Here is a 17,560-nt window from a genome sequence, read left to right on the forward strand (position 1 = left end):
GAGTTTCACGAGGACGAACACGCCGAGAAGCGGTGTCGAGGCCGCCAGTTCCGAGAGGGCGAACAGCCCGACGACGAGCAGGAACGTCTGCCGTGCGGGCGTCTCGACGACGGCGTAGGGAGAGGTCGTCTCGTGGCGGCCGTCCCGGAGGTAATCGCGCCAGACGTCGATGCACTGTCCGGCGACGAGCGCGAGCGTACTCAGGCCGGCGACCGGCCAGTCGACGGCCCCGGGGCCGATGGCAGCCGCTACCGGGAAGACGGCGAAGACGCCGAACCAGGCGCCGGCGCCGAGGACGCTCGCCGCGAACGGGACGTTCCGGGGGGTATATCGGCGGGAGCCACGCGACCGGGCGGACGGAGCCGCGCTTGCCGGTCAGGACGGCGTCGCCGACGCTGACGACCCCGTCGCGGTCGGACGGGGGCCGCTTGGCCGCGAACAGCGCCTTCAGGGCCGCGATGGGGAACGAGACGAGCACCTCGGCCGCGTAGACGACGAGCAGCGTCGCCGGGTTCCAGCCGAACGCGAGGACACCGACCAACGGGAGGAGGTTCGCGAGCAGGACCGGAGCGAATCCGCTGGGTCGTAGGGCGCGACCGGATACGGAGGGCATATGCGGTCGGTCGTGACTCCGAGCAGCAGCGACAAAAACGAACCGGCTGTGCCGCGAAACCGCCCGGTACGGTCGAGGTCACTCCCGAACGGCCGGACTCGGGGCGTAGGACTGGTCGCGGGCGACGACCGTCTCCGGGTCGAATCGGAGAAACACCATCTCCTCGCCCCACGCGAAAGGGTCGCCAAAGCGCTCCTCGTCCCACGCCTCGGGGTCGGGACCGAGGTACGGTTCGAGGAGGCGAATCGCTCGCTCGGGGTCGTGGGGGCGTACCTCGGCCGTCCCGCGCATCCCGACGTGCTGGACGCGGCCGCTCGCCCGGTCGAAGTCGACCACTGCCATCGTGGCCGCGGGATGGTTCCTGATCCGGGTCGGGTAGGTCTTTTCGTCGTTGGCGATGATCCACGCCGCGCCGTCCTCCCACAGGAACCACAGCGGGGTGACCCGCGGGTCGCCGCCGTCGACGGTCCCGAGGAAGCAAAACAACGGGCGCTTGAGGAACGACTCGATGTCGACGCCGAGGGAGTTCTCGACGATGTCCATAGTAGCGGGGCGCGCGGCGAGCGGGAAACTTTTGCGGGTGCCCCCGTCAGTGGGTAACGATGGATCTGGAGTCGGTGCCCGGCGTCGGGGCGAAGACCGCGGCGGCGCTGGCCGAACTGGACGACCCCGAGGCCGCACTCGAAACGGGGGACGTGGCGACGCTTTCGAGCGCCCCGGGGATCAGCGAGGGCCGGGCGGCCCGCATCGCCCGCGCGGCCATCCAGCGCCGCCACGGCGACCACGGCGATTTTCTGGCGACCGACCGCGCGACCGAACTGTACGAACAGGCGCTGTCGCTGTTGCAGGCCCGGACCGTGACCGACGACGCCGCCGCGCGGTTGCGGACGCTGTACCCAAGCGCGACCGAGAGCCGCATCGCGAGGTGCGAGAGCGGACCCACGAGGCGATGGCCAGAGAGCCGGACTCGGCGGTCGCGGAGGCCCTCGAAAACGTCGAACCACTCACCGAACCCGGCGGCGTCCGGGTCAGAGACCGGTGTCTGGCGACGGGCGACGCCGAGCGCTACGCCGCCGCCAAGGAGGCCATCCCCGAGGTCAGCGTCGAAGTCGTCGACGACGCCCGGCAACTGGCGGAACTCGCTCGCAGTTACGCCACCGTCATCGCGCTGGACGAGTCCTTCGCCGGCCTCGACGTCGAGGGCGACGTGCGGGTCGAACCGGACGCGCTGGACCACCCCGAGCGGGTCGTCCCCGAGCGGACGCTCTCGTTTTTCGCCGCCAACCGCGAGCGACTCGCGGCGGCCGTCGAGGTCCACCGGACCGCCGGCCTCGACGCACCCTGTGACCTCGACACCGTCGCAGAGGGGTTGGCGATGCTCGACGACGACGGGACGCCGCGGGGCGACGACGAGCTCGACCGTCTCTCGACGGCCGTCGACGACCTCGACGCGGCCGTCTCGACGGCTGAATCGGTCGCCAACGACCACCTCCGGGAGGCCATCGAGGAGCGGGACGTCACCATCGAGGGGACGGACCTGCTGTCGCTGGTCGAACGCGGCGCGGGCGTGGACTCCTTGCTCTCCCGGGAGTTGGCCGACGAGTACGCCGAGGCCGTCGAAAAGGCCCGCGAGCACCTGATCGACGCCCTCCAGTTGACCGACACGGAGGCAATCGCCCGCCGGGCGTTCCCCGACGAGCCGACCTACCCGGTCGAACACACCGAGGACGTGATCTCTCGGCTCCGCGACGAGCTAACCACCGCCCGCGACCGCCGGGCGACACGGCTCAAGCGCGAGTTGGCGAGCGACCTCGCGGACCTCCGCGGAGCGGCCGAGACGCTGGTCGACGCCGCGCTGGACCTCGATATGGAGCTGGCAATCTCGCGTTTCGCCGCCGACTTCGACTGCACGCTCCCGGCTATCGGGAGCCTCGAAGGCTCGGACGGGACGGCCGCCGGCGAGGGTGTCGCCATCGAGGGCGGACGCTCGCCGCTTTTGGACGTGCCCTTCGACGAGGTCGAACCCATCGACTACCGCATCGCGGGCGTCGCGCTGCTGTCGGGGGTCAACAGCGGCGGGAAGACGTCGACGCTGGACCTGCTCGCGCTCGTGGTCGTCCTCGCGCATATGGGCCTGCCCGTGCCCGCCGAGCGCGCGAGCGTCAAACGGCTTGACGAACTCCACTACTACGCCAAGACACAGGGGACGCTGGACGCGGGTGCCTTCGAGTCGACGCTGCGGGAGTTCGGGGACCTCGTGACCGGCGTCGCCGACGACCGGGAGACGCTCGTCCTCGTGGACGAACTGGAGAGCATCACCGAACCCGGCGCGAGCGCGAACATTATGGCCGGTATCCTCGAAGCGCTGGACGAACGCGGCGCGACGGCGGTGTTCGTCTCCCACCTCGCCGGCGAGATTCGGGCGGTGGCGGCCGTCGACATCGCCGTCGACGGCATCGAAGCGGTCGGGTTAGAGGACGGCGAGTTGGTCGTCGACCGCTCGCCGGTCAAGGGGACACTCGCCCGGTCGACGCCGGAGTTGATCGTCGAGAAACTGGCCGGCGACGAGGAGGGCGGCTTCTACGACCGGTTGCTCGGGAAGTTCGAGGAGTAAGTGTGTGCGTGGGCGTTGCCGGCCGGCGCCCACTCACGGCGCCGGCGGGTCGCCGTCGTAGGCGTCCAGATCGTTGTAGAAGTTCAGCAGGCCGAACTTCAGCTTCGACGGGTCGACGTCGATCATCTCGGCGCGTTCCTCCGGCGGGAAGGTGCCTCGGACGGCGTAGTCGCGCATCTCGATCTCTGCGCCCTCGGTGTAGCGGCGGTCGACGAGGACGCGAGCGCCGAAGTCCGCCGGCGAGCGGACGACCCGGCCCAGCGCCTGCCGGGTCTTGCGGACGGTCGGAATCTCGACGGCGTAGCGCCACCCGGCCTCGTGGTCGTCGAAGCTGTCGTCGTAGGCGTCCTGGACGGCCTCCATCCGGTCGTCCAGATGGGGGTAGGGGACGCCGACGACGGCGACCGAGCGGGCGTCGTCGCCGTCGTAGCTGACGCCCTCCGCAAGGGTCCCCCACAGCGAGGTAAAGAGGACGGCGTCGTCGTCGTCGGTGAACCGCTCACGGAGGTCGTGGGCGGGCGTCCCGGGTTCGTCCAGATACGTCGTCGCGTCGGTGTCGACGCGGTTGTAGTAGCGCTCGGCCTCGGCGTAACTCGGGAAGAACGCGAGGGTGTTCCCGGGCGTGAACCGGACGGTATCTTCGAGGACTGTCGAGACGGTGTCCTGTATCGCGGGGTCGTCGCGCTCGCTGGCGAACAGCGCCGGGGCCTCGACGGCGTAGGTCCGGCGGCGCTCCTCGGGGAACTGCTGGCCGTAGGCCATCGTCTCCGGGTCCTCCAGCCCGAGGACGGCCTCGGTCACGTCGAACGGCCGCAGCGTCGCGCTCATCAGAACCGTCGCGTGGAGGTCAGCAAACAGCGACCGCGTGACCCGCTCGGGGATGCAGGTGTATAGCTCCGCGCGGCCGTAGATATCGTCCGTCGCCGCCCCGTCGATACCGGTCTGGGCCGTCCCCTCGTCGCCGTCGTCCAGTCGGCGGACGCTGACGACGGGGTACATCCCGGCGGCGTCGGACTCGTCGAACCACGCCGAGAGGAACTGCGCGACCTGCAGGGTCTGACACTCCTGTCGGACGGCCGTCTCGCCGTTCTTGTAGGCATCCTCGTAGCGCTTGTCCAGCGTCCGGCCCAGTTCCAGCGCGGTGTCGATGTCCGCGCCGAACCCGGGACCGGTGTAGGCCCGCAGGAACGCCAGCGTCAGGTCGTCTTTCTTCTCGTCGTTGGCGATTGCGAGGTCCGTCCAGTCGTCGTCGACGTCGGTTTCACGGACCGATCCAGGCCCCATCCCATCTTCGTATGTCTCCCGGAGGGCGGTCCGGAACGTCTCGACGACGTTCTGTGCGGCGTCGACGCGACGGTCGTCCGTGTCGTCGAGTTCGTCGAGCGCCTGGTCGAGCGTCCGTTCGCTCAGCGTCCGGCGGGCGTGGTCGCGGGCCGCGTCCTCGACGTTGTGGGCCTCGTCGAAGACGGCGACGACGTCCTCGGGGTCTCTGCCCAGCCACCGGAAGAACTGCTCGCGGATGGTCGGGTCCAGCAGGTGGTGGTAGTTACAGACGACGAGGTCGACGCCGTCGATACCCTCCTTGAGGAGTTCGTAGCCGCAAAAGCCCCGTTCGCCGGCGTACTCGTATATCTCGTCGGGCGTCCGGACATCGTCGTACAGCCACGCGTAGAACGCGTCGGTGTCGGCGGTCAGGTTCCGGTAGTAGTGGTCGCAGGTCGCCCGGTCCTCGAACGCCTCGAGGTCGTCCTCGACGGCTTCGAGTTCGTCGACGACGGCGTTGCGTGCCTCGGCGGCGTCGCTCTCGCCGGCCTGACTGGCGTCGAGTAGGTCCCCCGCTCGATCGCTCAGTTCCGCCCGGTCGGCCTCTAACTCGGCCATCTCGCGGGTCGTGTCCCGCAACGCCTGACACTCCTCGTAGCCCACGTCGATGTGGCACATCGAGGCCTTCCCGCGGAAGACGACCGCCCGGAGGTCCGCCACGTCGGCGATAGCGCTGGCGTCGGCGACGAACTGGCGCATCTGCTGGTGGACGTTCGTCGTGATGACGACCGTCTTGTTGTGCTCGTCGGCGTACTCCAGCGCGGGGACGAGAGCCGCCAGCGTCTTCCCCGTGCCACAGGCACCTTCGAGGAGGACATCGGAGGGCGTATCGAGCGCGTCGTAGATCCGACCCATCGCGTCCCGCTGATGGTCGTAGGGCTCCTCGTACGGAAAATACCGGAGGTACTCGGAGTCGATCGACACGTGTCGCCGTTGGCCGTTCTCGGTGATAAGGGTTCGCTCGAACGGGAAGGTATTTGCCGCGTCGCCGCCGACACCGGAGCGTGAACCGCCTTCGCACTGTCGCGCTCGCCCTCCTCGTCGTCCTCGCCGGGTGCAGCAGCGGGGCCGACACGACGACGGCACCGAGCGCCGACCAGAACGGCGTGACCGACGCGGGACCGGTCGAGAGCCCCGGCGGAGAGACCGACGCCCAGCGGGTCAACGAAACCGCACTGATCCGCTCGCACGTCGGGCAACTGACCGGCCACAACCACACTGTCACCGTCCGCCAGCGCATCGGCTCGAACGTCACCCGGTTCGACATCGAGCGATCCGCCCGCGGCGTCCCATCCATCGTCGAGTTCGGCGCCACCGAGCAGCGAAACTACACCACGGTGTTCACCGGCGACGACGTGGTCCAGCGCCGCACCGCTGGCGGCGAGACGCAGTACCGCAGACCCGACACCGAGTCCGACGACATCCCGACCAGCCGGGAGTTCATCGCCGAAATACTCGGTGACGCACGGTTTTACCCCAACGGCACCGTCCAGAGCGGCGGGGAACCGCTCGCTCGGTTGAGCGCCGACCGCTCGGACCTCACGCGGGACGTCGCGGCGGACGTCCTCTCGTTCAACGCCGACCTGCTCGTGACCGAGGACGGACTCGTCCGAGAGGCCGGTTACACGCTCGTCGTCGAGCGTGGCGGCGAGCGCGAGACGCTCGAACTCACCGTCTCCGTCACCGGCATCGACCGGACCCGTCCGAGCGCGCCCGCGTGGCTCGAAACGGCACTCGCCGAACTCGGCCCGCCGCTGCCGCCCGGCGAGACGAGTCGGACGCTCTCCGACACCGACCTCGGCGCGACGATGACCGTCGTCGGTTCCGAAAGCGCCGTCGAGACGGCCGACCTCCGGGCCGCACCGGACCGACTCTGGACAGACGCCGTCGAAACCGCCCGCGCCTCGCCGGTCGTCCGAGCGAGCGCCACCGAACGGCTCTCGAACGCGACGATCACCCTCCAGTACGACGAGTCACGCGTCCCGGAGGGCGACGAGCGCGGCCTCTGGGTGTTCGTCTACAACGGCACCTACGACACGTACCTCCAGATGGCGACGACTATCGATCCGAACAACGACACCGTCAGAGCCACGCAGATTCATCCGCAGGTGTCGCTGACGGTCGACGGTGAGACGGTCGATCCGCGACTGAACGGCCTCCCCAACGACACGGCCTTTGTCGTGATGCACGCCAGGACGTACTTCCGGAACCGCTAGGTCGTCCGCAGGTGGCCGTTTTTGGGCTCGTAGAGCTCGCCCTGTTGTTTGAGCTTCTCTATCTCGTGTTCGGCGTCTGATTCGTCGATACCGACCTCCTCGGCCCGTTCGATCACGACGTCAAGCGGCGCGCCGTCGTCGTACTCTTCCTCTATCTCCTCAATGACGCCCTTGATGTTCTGGATCCGGTCGCGCTGGCTCTTCGAGGTCCCCGTCTCGACCACGTCGGCGTCAAGTTCGCCCGTCTCCGGGTCGATACCGATGTCTTGCAGACAGGAGTAGACGATGTCGATGACCCGTTCGGCGTCCTCGGCCTCGACCGTGTCCGATAGCCGTACCCGGGCGGAGGCCTCGGCGAGACGGATCAGCGCCTCTATCTTCCGGGCCGTGACCGGGACCGCCGCGTCCTCGTCTTGGCCTTTCGAGCGCAGGTCGACGTAGAACTCCTCGATCTGGTCTTTGGCCTCCTCGGTCATCGTCGGGTAGCAGTTCCGCTTGGCGTAGGCGATGTACTTCCGCAGCAACTCGGGGTCGATGGTCGGGTCGACCTGCTCGGTGACCGTCTCGACCTCCTCCTCGGAGAAGTCCGGCGTCGCGTTCTCCATCCGGTGGGTGTGGAGTTCCCCCGCGTAGTTCGTCTTGAGGATGTGTCGAGCCAGTTCGCGGTCTTTCTCCTCGTCCGGTTTGTCCGTGACCGTGAAGATCAGATCGAACCGCGAGATCAGCGCCGGTTCGAGGTCGATCTGTTCGCCGATTGACTCGTACTCGTCGAAGCGACCGTACTTGGGGTTTGCCGCCCCCCAGCAGCGAACACCGACTTTTCAGCGTGGCGTTGATTCCAGCCTTACTTACGCTAATCGACTGTTGTTCGAGGGCCTCATGCATCGCCGACCGGTCGTCCGCGGCCATCTTGTCGAGTTCGTCGACCGCCGCGATGCCTTGGTCGGCGAGAACGAGCGCACCAGCCTCCAGCGTCCACTGTTGGCCGTCGCCGAAGTCGTCCCGTACAGCGGCAGCAGTCAGGCCTGCGGCCGACGATCCCTTCCCGGACGTGTAGACGGATCTGGGGGCGATATTTTGAATATATGATAGCATCTGCGATTTGCCAGTTCCGGGGTCACCGATAAGCAACATATGGAGGTCCCCCCGGATCCGGGAGCCGTCGGGGAGGTCCTTCGAGACGCCAGAGAACAGTTGGAGGATCATCGAGAGTTTCTCTTGGGTGTAGCCGTAGATCGAGGGGGCGATGGCGCCGACCATCTGCTCGTAGATGTCGGGTTCGTCGCTGAGGGCGACGATCTCCTTTTTGTCCTCGTCGGTGATCGCCATCTCCTCGAACTGCTCGTCCTCGATTTCGACCGTCTGGCCCTGCATGTAGGTGTCGAACATCGGGGTCTTCTCGTTGCCACTCTCGCGTTGGTCGAGTTTGAGGATGCCCGTCACGCGGACGTGGTCACCGGCGGTGACGTGGCCGGTGATGTCGTCCTCGATGTTGACGTCGATGGCCTGTGGCGTCTCGCCGCCGCGCAGGCCCTCAGGGGACTCCTGAACGCGGAGCTTCTGGGCGTCGACGAACTCCGATTGGTCGAAGTTGATCCGGAAGGGACCCTGTCGCTCACAGCCCTGACACTCGTGGGGTTCCTGGAAGTCGCCGTCGCTCTGGGGGATCCGCGAGAGGGTGCCACAGCGCTGGCACTCGAAGGCAGCGGTAGTGATCTTCGGGCGCACCTCGGTGGCCTTGCGGACGATGCCCTGGACGGCGACGAGTTGGCCGCGGTGGTCCGCGCGAATCTCCCGGATCGGGGTGCTCTCGGGGAGGTTCTGCATCCGGACGTGGGCCTGCCCGAGTTTCACGTCGACCGGGAGGTCGTACAGACGGAGGGCCTCTTCTGCGTACTCCTGTAGCTGTTCCGGTTGGCTCCGGTAGTCGTCGGCGAGGTCCGGGTCGAACCGGTAGAGATCGTCCCAGTCGAGAAACAGCGACTTCTGCTCGGAGGGGTACTGCTGGGCGAGTTCCCCGATCTCGTTGCGGTAGTAGTTCCGGTAGAACTCCTCGAATCGGTCTATCAGTTCGGTGTTCTCCGCGCGAGCCATTCAATCGAAACAGGGTTGGGCGTACTCGCTCATCAAGGTTGGCAAAGGACGGCGAAAGTAGAACGGGACGACGTGCCCGTCCCTCGGAGGTGTCGCCTGGAAGCAGACCCCCCACGGTCTGCGGTGCGGCACTGCCAGCGAGGCGGGCGGCGAACCGATGGAAGGGGGACGGGGTCGGTACCGCGACCGCCAGCACGGGACAGCGGCCAGTGACCGCTGGATGTGCGTGCGGGATCAGTCACAGATCCCACCCGCAGTTCGGAGGGGCGGCCGTGAGTCACTGACCCATCTATCGGCGGGGTTTCAAAAGTGGGTCACTCGGAGAGCCCGAGTCGGTGTTCGACTAGCTCCTGCTGGGCGCGACGGAGACGCTCGGAGAGGGACGACCGGCAGATGCCGAGTTCGGCCGCCACGTCGGCCTGTGTGACCTGTCGGCCCTCCTCGAAGTACCCCATCTCGTAGGCCGTCACCAGCGCGTCGAACTGCGCGTCGGTCAGGCGGCCGCGGTCGTGGTCGGCCGTAGCGCGCGTGAGTCGCTGGACCGAGACGTCGATGTCGTGGGTGCGGAGATACTCCCACGCGCTGGTGACGATATCCCGGCCGGTGACGCGCGCCGTGAGGTGGAGACAGTCCGGTTCGACGGAGCCGCCGGTGAGCGTCCCGTCGAGAAAGAGGTCCTCGGGCGGGAGCGAGACGGCCGGCGACATCGTGATGCGGTAGAGCCGGCGGTCCGGACCGTCGGTGATCACGGCGGCGTCGTCGACGTTCGGCAGGGCCGCGAACGCTTGGGTCACCCTGTCGAGGTCTTCGCCGCTCGCCCAGAGGTACCAGAGGACGGTGTCCTCGCGGCGTCGCCACTGCTCTATCTCGACGGTCACGTCCGGGACTTCGGCCGCGGCCTCGGGCATATGTATCGGCGGCCCGCGGATCCGGAACTCGACGACCAGACTCACGCCGGGCCACCCCCTGTGCCGGGGCTCGCTCGGCTCGCAGCCACGCTCTGTCGACTCGTTCCAGCGGTACACATCTCTATCACCACACCCCCGTCGGGTAGTCTGCCGTGACTACCGACCCCGCCGGTATCAGATTTGTGTTCTCACTGACCGGAACGGCCCACAAAGGTAAGATACTCCACCAACAATGAGGTGGTATGGCTGGGATCGACGAAGTGACGCTGTTCGAGGCGGGCGACCACAGCTACCAGCGCTCGATAGTGTTCGCAATCGTCGTGGCGACCGCGTTTCTCGCGCTCGTCGCCGGCGTCGTCACGGTGGCGAACGGGGTCAACCCCGGGCTGGGTATCGGACTGCTGGTCGTCGGGTTCGGGTTGCTCGGCGGGAGCGCGGCCGTCGCAACCGGGATGGTCGACGAGGCGCTGTTCGAGTAGTGGTCACAGCGCCTCCTTGTAGGCCTCCAGGGCCGTCTCGATGTCCTCGTCAGTGTGGGCGGCCGAGACGAACTGGGACTCGTACTGGTTGGGCGTGAGGAAGACGCCCTGCTCTTTCATCGCGGGCCAGAACAGCCGCTCCCAGCGTTCGGTCTCGGCGTCCATCACGTCGCCGCCGTCTTTCGGACAGTGGTCGTAGCGCTCGCAATCGGGCCGCTGGCGACACCCCCCCTCGCAGTGGTTCGCACCGAACTGCCCGTCACGAGTGAAGATCACCTTGAACATCGAGTCGGTGCCGACGACGGTGTACTCCGGAGCGCGGTCCTCGAGGATGTCGGCGACGCCCGTCCGGAGCCGTTCCGCGAGGCCGTCGGCGTGGTCGTAGACGTCGTTCTCGGCGGCGTACCGGAGCGTCTCAAGCCCCGCGGCCATCGTCACCGGATGGCCCGAGAAGGTCCCGGACTGGAACACCTCGCCGGCGGGCGTGAACTGCTCGATAATCTCGCTTTTGCCGCCGATGGCACCGACCGGAAAGCCGCCGCCGACGATCTTCCCGAAGGTCGTGATGTCGGGGTCGATACCGAACTTCCCTTGGGCACACTGGAGGCCGCCGACCCGGAACCCGGTGATCACCTCGTCGAAGATCAACAGCGAGCCGTAGTCGTCACAGAGGTCCCGCAGCGTCTCGTGGAACCCCTCGACGGGGTGGACGATGCCGTAGTTGCCGAGGATCGGTTCGGTCAGCACCGCGGCGATGTCCTCGCCGTGGTCCTCGAAGATGTCCCGGGCGGCCTGTTGGTCGTTGAACGGGATGGTGAGCGTGTGGTCGGCGAAGCTCTCGGGGATGCCGGGGCTTGAGGGGTGGGTATGTGCGCCCTCGCCCTCGACGAGAGTGGACTCTTGGGCGCCGTGGTAGCCGCTCTCCATCACGACGATCTTGTCCCGGCCGGTGTACCCCCGGGCGAGACGGACCGCCGAGACGGTGGCTTCGGTGCCGGAGTTGACGAAGCGAATCATCTCGACGCCCGGGACGTGGCGGGTGACGAACTCCGCGAGTTCGACCTCGACTTCGGTGGGGGCGCCGTACATCGGACCCTCGCTGGCGCGTTGCTGGACCGCGGCCTGCACGGGTTCGGGGAGGTCGTGGCCCAAAAGCAGCGGGCCGTACCCCATCACGAAGTCGATGTACCGGTTGCCGTCGGCGTCGATCACGTGGCCGCCGTCGCCCTTCTCGACGAAGAAAGGATAGGGCTGGGTCGCACGCACCGAGGAGTTGACGCCGCCCGGCAGAACCGACAGCGCCCGGTCGTACAGATCACGCGACTCGTCGTGGTTCATAAGGGGTGGTTCGAACGGGAGGAGAAAGAACGTGTCGACGGTCGGCTGAATTGCCGACCGTCCCTGCTGTCGACGGCCGGCACGTGAGCGCGTTCATGCGCGAACAGTCCAGCCGGGAGACATAGTGTCGACGGCCGGCACGTGAGCACTCTTGTGTGCGAACAGTCCAGCCGGGAGACATAGTGTCGACGGTCGGCTGAATTGCCGACCGTCCCGTCTGTCGACGAGTCGTACGCGGCCCTCCGGAGCGAGGGACAGAGCTTCCGGGAGTGGGTCGAGGCGACCGGTCACGAGACGCTGATCGAACTCGGCCAACCCGAGGAAACCAGCTACGAGGACTCCTGTCTCACCGACGCCAAACAGTCGTGATACCCCTTCGACGAGGGCGAGAGCCCGGCCCCGACCCACCCCGACGGGACGCCGATGGCGACCGACGACTGAGCGGGACTGTCTTTTTTTGCTATTCGACGCGTGACGTGACAGAGCGACGCGAAAGCGCGAGAAAGAGTGCGAACCGCCCCTACGCGTCGAGTTCGAACGGTTCGAACTCGCGGTGGACGGCCATCGCGACGCTGGTGTCGACTGACTCGACGGCCGGGTCGGTCACCAGATCGGTGACCGTCTCGTTGAGGGCGTCCCGGTCGCGGAACGTCCCGAACGCGATGGCGTCGACCGGGCCCGTCACCTCGTAGACGGTCATAAACTGCGGGTCCGCCCGTAGCCGGTCGAGGACGCTGTCCTCTGTCAGCGACAGGTGGACCAGCGCCGTCACGTCGTAGCCGAGTTTGTCGTAGTCAAGCCGCGCGCGACAGCCGTCGACGACGCCGGCGGCCTGGAGGCGTGCCAACCGGTCGTCGACCCGGTTGGCGACGATGCCAGTCTCGGCGGCGATGTCGTGGACGTCGGCGCGGGCGTCGGCGATGCGGGCGTCAGGACGGCCCGGTCGGTGTCGTCGAGGGCCAGTGATACGTCGTCGTCTATCTGGTGTGTCGTCATAGGTACCAAAAAACCGTTCCCGCGGTGTTCGACCGCTCAGACCGCGTCGGGACCTTCCTTGCCGGTGCGGATCTGGACGGCGTGGTCGACCGGCAGGACGAATATCTTCCCGTCGCCTTTCTCGCCGGTGTGTGCGCCCTCCTTGATCGCCTCGACGACATCCTCGGTGGGCGTGTCGGCGACCACGACCTCGACTTTGACCTTCTGGTGGAGGTCGACGACGTACTCCTCGCCGCGCCACTGCCCTTTCTTTGCGGGCTGGCTACCGCGGCCGGAGACGTTCGTCACCGTCAGGGAGGCGGCGTCGGCCTCCGCCAGCGCCTGTTTCACGTCGCCGAGCTTGTCCGGTCGAATCATCGCGACGACCATCTCGATCTCACTCATCGTCGGTCACCTCCGAGACGCTGCCGTCGGTACGGACAGTCTGACTCTCGGTGACGCTGCCGTCGGTGCGGACGTTGCCGCCGTCGGAGCGAAGCTCCGACGAGTTCTCGTTCGCGTCGCTCACGAGACCACCGTCAGCGACGACGCCGTCCTCCTCACCGAATTCGGGGTAGGTGTCGACGCCGTGTTCGCTGAGGTCGAGGCCCTCTCGCTCGTGCGCGGAGGAGACGCGGGCCTGCCCGATGGCGCGGAACACGATCCAGACGAGGGCGGTCGCGGTGACCGTCCACGCGGTGATCACGGAGACACCGATGAGCTGTGCGACGAAGTGTTCGAGGATGCTCGCCGAGAGAACGCCGTCGGCGGCCACGAACGGGAACGCGAGCGTCCCGAGGACGCCGGCGCTACCGTGGACCGGGAAGACCGCACACACGTCGTCGATGTTGAGGCGCTTCTCGACGAAGCTGAAGACGATGGGGAGCTGTGCGCCGGCGAGACCGCCGACGAGGAACGCGCCCCACCAGGCCGTCGTGTTCGGGATGGCGGTGATGCCGACGAGGCCGGCCAGCAGACCGTTGGCGACGTAGAGCGTGTCGACCTTGCCCGTCCGGGCCCAGGCGACGGCTCCGGCGCCCATCGCGCCGGCGGCCATCGCCAGCGTCGTCGTCATCGCGACGCGGGCGAGCGCGGCGCCCTGGAAGGCGAAGTCACCACCCTCGGTGACGATGGTCGCCTGCGTGCCGACGTTGAAGCCGTACCAGCCGAACGCAAGCATCAGCGTGCCCAGCACCGCGAAGGTCATCGAGTGACCGGGGATGACGTTCGCGGAGCCGTCGTCGTTGAACCGACCGATGCGCGGACCGAGGATGTACGCGGCCGTGAGGCCGGCGATGCCGCCCATCCCGTGGACGATCATCCCGCCGGCGAAGTCCTGGAAGACGATCTCGGTGCCCAGAAGCGATTCGGTCACGAGGGCGACGAGCCCGATCTCGTTGGCGGACCACGTGAAGCCGATGATGACCGGGTAGATGACCGCGGCCAGTACGAACGTGTAGGCGACGTACGCACGGAGCTTCGCACGGCCCGCGACGGCCCCGGAGACGATGGTCGCCGCCGTCATCGCGAAGACGGCACCGAACAGCCAGTCGATCCACCCTTCCATCCCGGTGAGGTTACCGGCAAACTCCCAGCCGCCGCCACCGGCGAGACTCGAGATGCCGTATCCCAGTACGAAAAACACCGAGACGCCTACGCTCCACGTGAGGAGGTTCTTGGTCAACTGGTTCGCGACGTTCTTCGCACGTACCTGCCCCGCCTCCAGCATCGCGAAGCCGGCGTGCATGAAGAATATCAGGAACGTGACCGTCAGGATCCACGTGTTGTTTATCCCCTTCGCGAGGTTCGTTGCCTCCGCCGCGCCGATCTGTAGTGGTAGGTCTAGCATTGTGTCACACCCATCCGAATTTTTGTGATTCTTTGTCCAACTTCCCCGCGTATTCGACTACGTTTGTGACTTCGTTCACGGATAGGATTGATGCACATTCCACTACATAAGGTTTGGCTTTACGATCCCGGATATACAGTGAATTGGGTAGACGAACGTCCAATGTACGGGAGAATATAATCTGTATAAGGCCGTCGTTCGTCAATATACACACCGTTCGTCAGGTGAACTTCTGGACAGTCGTCAACCGCGGGTCGGGCCCGAGGCTCGAAAAGAAGGGGTCTGGGCCGGCGCGCACCTGTCAGTTGTGGTGAAAAACGAGGGTGCCGATCAGCCCTGTAGCGTCAGCGGCGCGTCCTCCTGGACGACGTTGAGGACGACGCTCGTCGAGACGCTGCGGACGTTGTCGTCGGTCAGCAGGTCCTTGATCCGTTCGTCCATCGACGCGGTGTCGGTGAACTTCCCGACGGCGACGATGTCGTGGTCGCCGGTGACCTCGTAGACGGTCGTGATGCCCGCCAGCGAGCCGAGTTTCGCGATCACCTCGTCAAGGCCGTCGCCCTCGACGGCCAACTGGAAGACGGCCGTCACGTCGTAGCCCAGTCTGTCGTAGTCCAGTAGGGGCGTGTACCCCTCGATCAGTCCCGACTCCTCTAAGCTGTCGCGGCGTTCGGAGACGCGGTTGGCAACGATACCCGTCGCTGCGGCGATGTCGCGGTCGGTGGCCCGACCGTCCTCGACCAACGCGTCGACGACCTGTTTGTCTATCTCGTCGAGTTCCATCCCTCAGACGGCCTCTGGTCCGCTCTTGTCCGTGCGGATCTGGACGGCGTCGCTGACCGGGAGGACGAATATCTTCCCGTCGCCTTTCTCGCCGGTGTGTGCGCCCTCGCGGATGGCCTCGACGACGTCCTCGCTCGGAATCTCCGCGACGACGCACTCGACTTTGACCTTCTGGTGGAGGTCGACGACGTACTCCTCGCCGCGCCACTGGCCCGTCTTCGCGGGTTGGCTCCCGCGGCCGGAGACGTTCGTCACTGTCAGGGAGGGCGCGCCGACTTCCGCCAGCGACTGTTTCACGTCGCCGAGTTTGTCGGGACGGATCATTGCGACTATCATCTCGATGTCTTCGTCACTCATTTCGAATCACCGTCGGTCGAATCGTCCACGGACTGTTCGTCGACGCCGCCGTCGGTCCGGACGTCCTCACCGCCGTCCGTCGAGACGCCGCCATCGGCGCTCATCGACGTCGGTCGCTCGGGCGACCCGTCGCCGGTGAACTCGGGGTACACCGAGACGCCGTGTTCGCCCTGATCGAGACCGATGTCCTCCTCCTCGTCAGTGACGCGCAGGCCGAACAGCACGTCCGCGACTTTCAGCGTGACCATCGTCGCCAGCACCGTCCAGACGCCGATGACGGCGACGCCGATGATCTGCATCGCGAGTTGGTCGACGCCGAGGAACGACCAGTCGCCGGTCGCGCCGAGCGCGGTGCTGCTCCCGAACACGGGGATCAGAATCGTCCCGATGGCACCGGCGCTGCCGTGGACCGCGAAGACGCCACAGACGTCGTCGATCTTGAGGCTGTCGACGACCCAGCGGTAGGTCGGCAGCACGAGCGCACCGGCGAGGATACCCAGCAGGAGACCGCCCCACCAGGTGACGTGTGGCACCGCGCCCGTGACGGCCACGAGGCCGGCCAGCAGGCCGTTTGCGGTCCACAGCGGGTCCGGTTTGCCCTGCCAGATGGCGGAGACGACCATCGCGGCCATCGCGCCGCCACCCATCCCGAGGGTCGTGTTGACCGCGACAAGCCCCAGCGCGCCGCCGTTGAACGCGCCCTCGGCGGTCAGCACCGTCGCCTGCGTCCCGACGTTGAAGCCGTACCAGCCGAAGGCCAGAAACAGCGTCCCCAGCACGGCCAGCAGCATCGAGTGGCCGGGGATGGGCTGACTGTCGCCGTTCTCGTCGTAGCGGCCCTTGCGCGGACCGACCATATACGCCGCGACCAGTCCGGCGATCCCACCGCACATGTGGACGACCGTCGCGCCGGCGAAGTCGAGGTAGCCGACGCCGATTGCCTCGCCGACGAAGCCACCGGCCGAGAGGAGGCCGCCGGCCCACGTCATCCCGGTGACTGCCGGGTAGATGAACGCGACCATCACGGCCGCGAAGAAGACGTACGCCTTGAAGTCCATCCGTTCCGCGACGGCCCCGGAGACGATGGTCGCCGCCGTCATGGCGAACACCGCACCGAACAGCCAGCCGATGAACGTCGTACTGCCGACCTCACCGATGAACGGGAACACGGCGGCCTCGATGGCACCGCCGGAGGTCAGCGCTCCCACGATGCCCGATACGCCGGCACCGACGATGAAGAACGCGAGCACACCGAGGCCCCAGTCTGTCATGTTCTTCATCAGGACGTTCCCGACGTTCTTCGCGCGGACCTGCCCGCTCTCCAGCAGCGCGAAGCCCGGCTGCATGAAGAAGATCAGGAAACACACGACCAGGACCCACACGTAGTTGATGCTGTTCGAAATCGCCTCCACGCCGCCTTGCAGGACGACACCTACCATTTCGACCACCGACCAGTTCTATGCCCATACGCACCGTATTTGTCCACCGTCTCCGCGATTATTCGCACGTTCATAGTCTCGTATGCAGTCGAGGGGTGTTCCCGACCGTAGATAAGAGTTACCCACACATTGTTCACATTCGGGCCAGTGTTAGTGTACGTACTGACAAAATTGGATACGATAATAGAAATATAAGGCCATTGTTCGTCCAGTAAATGGACGCTCGCAGGTAAAGAACTGACCGTTCGTCGACCGGAACCGTCGCCGTCGCCCGCGAAAAGAGCCGGCGCGCTACACCGCGTCGGTGCCAGTCTCGCCGGTGCGAATCTGGACGGCGTCGCTGACCGGCAGGACGAATATCTTCCCGTCGCCTTTCTCGCCGGTGTAGGCGCCCTCCTTGATCGCCTCGACCACGTCTTCGGTCGGTGTGTCGGCGACGACGCACTCTATTTTGACCTTCTGGTGGAGGTCGACGACGTACTCCTCGCCGCGCCACTGCCCTTTCCTTTGCGGGCTGGCTACCGCCGGTCCTGGAGACGGTTCGTCACCGTCAGGGAGGCGGCGTCGGCCTC

The 17,560-nt window shown here is 66.6% G+C and carries 14 protein-coding genes and 3 pseudogenes; 4 read left to right on the top strand and 13 right to left on the bottom strand.

Translation table 11 applies throughout. The features are described from left to right. Together GJ629_RS17915 and GJ629_RS07385 are read right to left on the bottom strand one after the other, a co-directional pair. The coding region (locus tag GJ629_RS17915; protein ID WP_370515819.1) for a DUF6498-containing protein at nucleotides 1-613 on the bottom strand (613 nt) is incomplete at its 3' end. Nucleotides 614-691: 78 nt separating this feature from the next. Next, nucleotides 692-1,156, bottom strand: coding sequence for a pyridoxamine 5'-phosphate oxidase family protein (locus tag GJ629_RS07385; protein WP_157512422.1), 465 nt, complete (start codon nucleotides 1,154-1,156; stop codon nucleotides 692-694). Nucleotides 1,157-1,215: 59 nt separating this feature from the next. On the opposite strand from GJ629_RS07385, the pseudogene GJ629_RS07390 reads away from it, so the two are divergent. After that, nucleotides 1,216-3,227: pseudogene (locus tag GJ629_RS07390) on the top strand (helix-hairpin-helix domain-containing protein). A gap of 33 nt (nucleotides 3,228-3,260) precedes the next feature. Here the strand turns inward: GJ629_RS07390 and GJ629_RS07395 are convergent. Then, entirely contained in the window at nucleotides 3,261-5,474 is a 2,214-nt protein-coding gene (locus tag GJ629_RS07395; protein WP_370515820.1) for an ATP-dependent DNA helicase, read from the bottom strand. An 80-nt stretch (nucleotides 5,475-5,554) separates the two neighbouring features. On the opposite strand from GJ629_RS07395, the gene GJ629_RS07400 reads away from it, so the two are divergent. Further along, on the top strand, nucleotides 5,555-6,766 hold the full coding sequence (locus GJ629_RS07400; RefSeq protein WP_157512423.1) for a hypothetical protein: 1,212 nt from the start codon (nucleotides 5,555-5,557) through the stop codon (nucleotides 6,764-6,766). On the opposite strand, the pseudogene GJ629_RS07405 reads toward GJ629_RS07400, so the two are convergent. Together GJ629_RS07405 and GJ629_RS07410 are read right to left on the bottom strand one after the other, a co-directional pair. Continuing rightward, nucleotides 6,763-8,860: pseudogene (locus GJ629_RS07405) on the bottom strand (minichromosome maintenance protein MCM). The gene GJ629_RS07400 and the pseudogene GJ629_RS07405 overlap by 4 nt on opposite strands. A gap of 314 nt (nucleotides 8,861-9,174) precedes the next feature. Next, nucleotides 9,175-9,813: a helix-turn-helix domain-containing protein gene (locus GJ629_RS07410; RefSeq protein WP_157512424.1), complete on the bottom strand. Its 639-nt coding sequence runs from the start codon at nucleotides 9,811-9,813 to the stop codon at nucleotides 9,175-9,177. 197 nt (nucleotides 9,814-10,010) lie between these two features. On the opposite strand from GJ629_RS07410, the gene GJ629_RS07415 reads away from it, so the two are divergent. After that, nucleotides 10,011-10,247: a hypothetical protein gene (locus tag GJ629_RS07415; protein WP_157512425.1), complete on the top strand. Its 237-nt coding sequence runs from the start codon at nucleotides 10,011-10,013 to the stop codon at nucleotides 10,245-10,247. 3 nt (nucleotides 10,248-10,250) lie between these two features. On the opposite strand, the gene GJ629_RS07420 is transcribed toward GJ629_RS07415, so the two are convergent. Next, nucleotides 10,251-11,585 (bottom strand): glutamate-1-semialdehyde 2,1-aminomutase, encoded by a 1,335-nt coding sequence (locus GJ629_RS07420; protein ID WP_157512426.1) that lies wholly within the window; start codon nucleotides 11,583-11,585, stop codon nucleotides 10,251-10,253. Between the two features lie 210 nt (nucleotides 11,586-11,795). On the opposite strand from GJ629_RS07420, the pseudogene GJ629_RS07425 reads away from it, so the two are divergent. Beyond that, nucleotides 11,796-12,026 (top strand): annotated as a pseudogene (locus tag GJ629_RS07425) (ferredoxin--nitrite reductase); the annotation flags it as partial. A 79-nt stretch (nucleotides 12,027-12,105) separates the two neighbouring features. Here GJ629_RS07425 and GJ629_RS07430 read toward each other — a convergent pair. The 7 genes from GJ629_RS07430 to GJ629_RS07460 form a co-directional block, all read right to left on the bottom strand. After that, nucleotides 12,106-12,432: an Lrp/AsnC family transcriptional regulator gene (locus GJ629_RS07430; RefSeq protein WP_157512428.1), complete on the bottom strand. Its 327-nt coding sequence runs from the start codon at nucleotides 12,430-12,432 to the stop codon at nucleotides 12,106-12,108. 185 nt (nucleotides 12,433-12,617) lie between these two features. Further along, nucleotides 12,618-12,965, bottom strand: coding sequence for a P-II family nitrogen regulator (locus tag GJ629_RS07435; protein ID WP_157512429.1), 348 nt, complete (start codon nucleotides 12,963-12,965; stop codon nucleotides 12,618-12,620). Next, nucleotides 12,958-14,409, bottom strand: coding sequence for an ammonium transporter (locus tag GJ629_RS07440; RefSeq protein ID WP_157512430.1), 1,452 nt, complete (start codon nucleotides 14,407-14,409; stop codon nucleotides 12,958-12,960). The genes GJ629_RS07435 and GJ629_RS07440 overlap by 8 nt, the downstream gene beginning before the upstream one ends. A gap of 330 nt (nucleotides 14,410-14,739) precedes the next feature. After that, the gene (locus tag GJ629_RS07445) at nucleotides 14,740-15,192 is read right to left on the bottom strand and encodes an Lrp/AsnC family transcriptional regulator (RefSeq protein ID WP_157512431.1); all 453 of its coding nucleotides are present in this window, start codon (nucleotides 15,190-15,192) and stop codon (nucleotides 14,740-14,742) included. Between the two features lie 3 nt (nucleotides 15,193-15,195). After that, nucleotides 15,196-15,549, bottom strand: coding sequence for a P-II family nitrogen regulator (locus tag GJ629_RS07450; protein WP_157512432.1), 354 nt, complete (start codon nucleotides 15,547-15,549; stop codon nucleotides 15,196-15,198). Next, a complete protein-coding gene (locus tag GJ629_RS07455; protein ID WP_157512433.1) occupies nucleotides 15,546-16,988 on the bottom strand; it encodes an ammonium transporter in 1,443 nt (480 codons plus the stop codon). The genes GJ629_RS07450 and GJ629_RS07455 overlap by 4 nt, the downstream gene beginning before the upstream one ends. 291 nt (nucleotides 16,989-17,279) lie before the next feature. Beyond that, the coding region (locus GJ629_RS07460; RefSeq protein ID WP_197428489.1) for a P-II family nitrogen regulator at nucleotides 17,280-17,560 on the bottom strand (281 nt) is incomplete at its 5' end.

It is taken from the genome of Halapricum sp. CBA1109 (assembly GCF_009741825.1).
Lineage (GTDB): Archaea > Halobacteriota > Halobacteria > Halobacteriales > Haloarculaceae > Halapricum.

Coding starts and splice junctions, on each gene's coding strand:
- GJ629_RS07455 (WP_157512433.1), bottom strand. CDS start 16,988: ATGGTAGGTGTCGTCCTGCAAGGCGGCGTGGAGGCGATTTCGAACAGC.
- GJ629_RS07450 (WP_157512432.1), bottom strand. CDS start 15,549: ATGAGTGACGAAGACATCGAGATGATAGTCGCAATGATCCGTCCCGAC.
- GJ629_RS07445 (WP_157512431.1), bottom strand. CDS start 15,192: ATGGAACTCGACGAGATAGACAAACAGGTCGTCGACGCGTTGGTCGAG.
- GJ629_RS07415 (WP_157512425.1), top strand. CDS start 10,011: ATGGCTGGGATCGACGAAGTGACGCTGTTCGAGGCGGGCGACCACAGC.
- GJ629_RS07435 (WP_157512429.1), bottom strand. CDS start 12,965: ATGAGTGAGATCGAGATGGTCGTCGCGATGATTCGACCGGACAAGCTC.
- GJ629_RS07385 (WP_157512422.1), bottom strand. CDS start 1,156: ATGGACATCGTCGAGAACTCCCTCGGCGTCGACATCGAGTCGTTCCTC.
- GJ629_RS07440 (WP_157512430.1), bottom strand. CDS start 14,409: ATGCTAGACCTACCACTACAGATCGGCGCGGCGGAGGCAACGAACCTC.
- GJ629_RS07420 (WP_157512426.1), bottom strand. CDS start 11,585: ATGAACCACGACGAGTCGCGTGATCTGTACGACCGGGCGCTGTCGGTT.